We start from the raw sequence: 4,071 nt of genomic DNA, 5'->3' as shown, positions 1-4,071 counted from the left end.
AGTTAAAATAATTAGTTTCCGCTCACCACTATGGTTTATGCTAGTAAAAAACGCGCGCTTTTTTCATCAGCGCTTGATTTTTTGTCTACTTTTTGATCAAGCAAAAAGTAGCTTTAAAAAATTCATTTTTTACCAGTGTCATGAACAGATACCAAATTTCTATGCCACACCTGATCCAACTATAGAAAAACAGATACGACTAAATAACTAAAGATATATTCCAACTTATATCCATTATGTTTAATATTCCTTTCGTTATGGTAGTAATATTTTTACTACTAACATTAGCCAGTGGTATGTACTATAGTTATCATAATAAATCAACTACTCTAAGAACATATGCGATAGGGGATAAAGCTTTTTCTACACCTACTTTAATAGCTACTGTATTGGCTACAACTTATGGAGGTGGGACCCTAATACGTGCTATAGAACAGGTATATAGTAGTGGATTATACTGGATAATTCTTATGATTTTATCAGGCCTTAATCTTTGGATAGTTAGCCTAGTAGCCATACGCATGGGGCCATTTATGAAGCACTTGTCCCTTCCAGAAACAATTGGTAGCATATATGGACAATATGCGCGTATGATTACAGCCATATCTGCTATTTGTAGTGCCACAGCGGTTATTGCTATTCAAATCAAAGCTATATCAATGACTATGAGTAGCATCGTTACATACAACCCGCATATTATTGCTGTGTTAGCTACTTTAATCCTTATTTTCTACTCCACACTAGGTGGTATTCGTTCAGTTACTTGCACTGATGTGTTACAGTTTATAACATTTACTATTATCATTCCATTATTGGCTTGGTTTATGTTTCTAAAAACTGAAAAATCTATCTTAGACATTATAAATTTTATTCAGCATAAAGAAAAATTTAATTTCAATAACTTATTACACGCTAATACTAAATTAATAAGTTTACTTTTCCTTTCACTTAGTTATTTAATAGGATATACCAAAGAGCCAACCATTATTCAGAGGATCTATATGGCTTCAGGGCCTAATCAGGCTTACAAAGTTTTTAAGATATCTACTATTTGTCACTATCTTATAAAGATTCTTATCATTTTAATCAGCTTATTTGTCTTTGCAAAGGACCTAAATCTTCCGTTAAATAAAGTTTGGAATTATATTCCAACCCATGTACCTCCTGTTCTTAACGGTTGTATTGCTATCAGCCTATTAGCCATGACGATGTCTACAGCCGATTCACATCTAAATAATTGTGCAGTTATAGCTAGTTATGATATTATACAAAAAATCATACCGAAAAAATTACATCCTATCAATCACCTTAAAATAGCTAAATGGAGTACGCTAATAATAGGCTTATTAGCTATGATGCTAACTTTTTATTCTAACAACTTATTAAGTTTATTAAAGTTCAGTTTAGATTTTTCTATTCCTATAACGGTTGCTCCCTTTCTCTTAGCTGTTTTTGGCTTTCGAGGTAGTCCCAGGACTGCTTTAATTGGTATGGTTACCGGTATAACCACAATTATAGCTTGGAATACATATATTCAACCTAAAACGGGTATAGATGGTTCTTTTGTTGCTATGTTAGCCAATGGCCTAGCCATGCTTTCTGCCCACTATCTCCTGAAACAGCCGCCAAGTGCAGGCTGGGTTGGTCCAGATACTAATTTTAAACAAATGCAACAAGAAAAGGCCAGAAGAAGTGAAGAACGCAAACAAGCAATTAAAAATGGGTGGGCCAATAGAAAAGCTACTTTGGGTAAGATCAAACCTAGCTATAACATCCTAGTATGTATTGGATTCTACCTGGCTATTACTAGCTTAATGGCACACTTTATAGCGCCTATTTATAATAATAGTTTTTGGCTCATTCTGCAGCTTTTTGTAGCCGCTTTTTTTATAGGATATCCCTTTATCCATGCTATTGCTAAAACAACAAGAGGCATTCCAACTGGACTAGGTTGGCTCATAGGCTTAGTGGTTTATTTTCCTTTAAATTTGTTTTGGCATTGCTCCCATTCGGTAGATCCGATTTTTACCCTATCGCTCTCCTTTACCCATTTTGCTATAATCTTATTGACCTTGCCTCTTTATCTAGCTATACCCATTATAACAGTTACCTTATTACTGACCATTTATCCGATCTCTATTTGCTTGTCCCATACACTATTGTCTTCCTTATTACCGCTATTGATAATAGGCTTATTGCTACTTGCCATTATTATCTACTTGAAAATCCAACAAGGTAATCTTACTAGGCAAAATCTTTACCTAAAAAACCAGCAACAGATTAGATCTTCTCAACAACTCAAGTCTTCTCTTTATGATGCGGCTTTGGTTCCCTCTAATCAGGGTAGTGTTCGAAAAGGTTACGGCTTTATATTAAATCAAGTAGTACGTAAAGTGGAGGAATTTATTTCTTTTTTAGATAAGGATACTCCCCTTTTTAAGGAAGACTTTCAAAGCATTATGAATAAGTTTTACGATTGGGTCACCTATTTTAATAGAAGAGAAAAGGCCAAAGAACATGCATTGCTGCAACCTAATAAAATTACCTTAGATAAACTGATGCGTGAAGTAGAAATTACTTTGTCTCAAGAGATAAATGATCCACCTAAATTACTAGTAGAAACCATAGAGACTCCTGATAAACAGCCATGCACTTATATTGTATGCGATATCAATCAAGTAGTCTACTCATTGGTTAAAGCCATTTTACGGGTTGGTAGGTTAGAGGGGCCGAACGCACTGATTGTTCGGATACAACTCTATTCTACCACTTTGCGATTTAAGCAATCGGATGCTATTGACAATAGTCGTCCCTCGTTTGTGTACTTTCAGTCTATTGCTATGGTAATCAGTCAGTCTGCTACTTCTTCTGAGGTTATGCCAACAGTGAAGTCCTGCTATGATGAACTGCATGATATGGACCCTAAGATTTCTAAAAATGCAGCACCTTCCATAGATCTGGAGCAAGACACCATAGCTAGTATGGTGCATGCCCATTATGGCTATTTGAAAATTTATAAAGATGAAAAGCAACCCACTATGTTGCTGGTATTGCCTAGAGATGTCACCGATATTCGCGATAAGATGACCGTTAAATTACCTATAGGTTGCTTAACCTCAGAGGCTCCTTTGAGCCCTCAAGAGCAAGCAGATTCCATGATGGCCTTAATGAAGTTCCATGACCATGTCTGTAAATATTTATCTAAAGAGACCCCTATTGATATAAAAATCATTTCAGGGTTACTTTTATTGCTACGGCAATATTTTGGCTTTAAGCGCCATGCTTCAGGCCAATTGTTTTATGTCCGTTCGGTAGGGATTGCCCAAATAGTGGTAGATTGGGTCTTTCACTCACCTAAAGTAATTTATGCCTCCTTGCTCTATGAATTAGTACGTCGTACTTGCTTGCCGCTTTCTTACATCAAAGAACATTATAATTTAGGTGTTTATGCTTTTGTTTCGAATCTGGTAAAGATAGATAAACGGCAAGAGTTAGATGATCCTTCCTTACTTTGTATACAGAATCGATTGGAACAAGCACTTAAAGAAGATCATGTACAACTCTCTGTGCTTTTTATCAAATTAGCCGAACGGCTCTATGATCTACGTCATGCATCCGGTTATATCTATTTAACAGAGGTTCAACATATGGCACAAGAAACCTTTACCATAGATGTTCAAATAGCCAATAAATATTTAGGTACAGAGATAGCAACAGCATTAGACATAGCTGCGCAAGAAGCACTAAATCTTTGTAACGATACAAGTAAAAGTAAAGAAAATCACATAGATTTTTAGTATGCCTTCCACTTCGAGTATTTGTTCACGTTACTGGTATATGCCCTATTTGTAGGGCATTTTTGCTTCATAAGAAGCCTGTTCAAAACATTAAGCCTTAGGTAAACAAGCTGGGGAAATTCACCCTTTAGAAATATAAAAACAGCACTTACCCGCTGCACGGGTTCAAATAAGCTATTTTTCTGTATCTGTTCCTGACACTGGTAAAAAATGAATTTTTTAAAGCTACTTTTTGCTTGATCAAAAAATAGTCAAAAAATCAAGCGCTGATGAA

1 protein-coding gene is annotated in these 4,071 nt (G+C 35.6%); it reads left to right on the top strand.

The window, feature by feature from the left end:
- The first annotated feature begins 257 nt into the window (after window positions 1-257).
- Window positions 258-3,797: a sodium:solute symporter family protein gene (locus MUW74_RS02320; RefSeq protein WP_243518977.1), complete on the top strand. Its 3,540-nt coding sequence runs from the start codon at window positions 258-260 to the stop codon at window positions 3,795-3,797.
- Window positions 3,798-4,071 lie beyond the last annotated feature (274 nt).

It is taken from the genome of Candidatus Cardinium sp. cBcalN2 (assembly GCF_022810445.1).
Taxonomy (GTDB): Bacteria; Bacteroidota; Bacteroidia; order Cytophagales; family Amoebophilaceae; genus Cardinium.
This window is presented reverse-complemented; position numbering and strand designations above follow the sequence as displayed.